Annotated in this window: 1 protein-coding gene; it reads right to left on the bottom strand. The window is 68.4% G+C overall.

Going from position 1 to position 618, the window contains the following annotated elements:
• The coding region (locus VTU_RS29860) for a SwmB domain-containing protein (RefSeq protein WP_010109389.1) at positions 1–618 on the bottom strand (618 nt) is incomplete at both ends.

Below are 618 nucleotides of genomic sequence, written 5' to 3'. Positions count from 1 at the left end.
TTGTTGCCGTCGCCGGGGGCGGAGCCCTTGGGGCCGATGGCCTGATTTTCTTGCGCGTCGGGCACGCCGTCGTGGTCCGCATTGGGCGCGCCGGGGTCGTGTTCCGGTGTGGGCGCGGGGGCGGGTCCGGGTCCGGGTCCGGGCGCCGGTGCGGGCGTGAAGTTGTTCACGGCCTGGTTGTGCAAGTCCGCCGCGGCGTTGCCTGCCGCGTCCTGTACCGCGTTGTCGCCGGTCGCCGGCTTGGTGTAGCTGAGCGTGAGTTTCTCGCCGTTGGCAACGGCGCGGCTCAGCGTCAGCGTGACGGTCTTGCCCGTGACGGCAACGTCGCTCACGCTGATGGCCGCAGCGCCGGGACTGTTCAGTGCAAACGCCGATGCGGGCACGCTGTGGTTTGCGTTCAGGTGGTTGGCGTCGGCGTAGTGGAGCTCCAGCTGGTTGCCGTTGACCGAGGCGTCGATGAACTCCGGGGGCCTGGTGTCTGCTTGCGCGGGCGTGTTGTTCGTCACCGCCTGGTTGTTGAAGTCCACTGCGTCGTTGCCCGCAGCATCCTGCACCACGGCGCCGGATGCTGGTTTGGTGTAGTTGACTTTCACCGTCTCAGCCGGGGTCACGGCGCGG

Origin of the sequence: Verminephrobacter aporrectodeae subsp. tuberculatae At4 (assembly GCF_000193225.1) — a bacterium.
Lineage (GTDB): Bacteria > Pseudomonadota > Gammaproteobacteria > Burkholderiales > Burkholderiaceae_C > Acidovorax > Acidovorax aporrectodeae.
The sequence above is the reverse complement of the archived record's forward strand: the minus strand, read 5'-3'. Positions and strand labels throughout refer to the sequence as shown.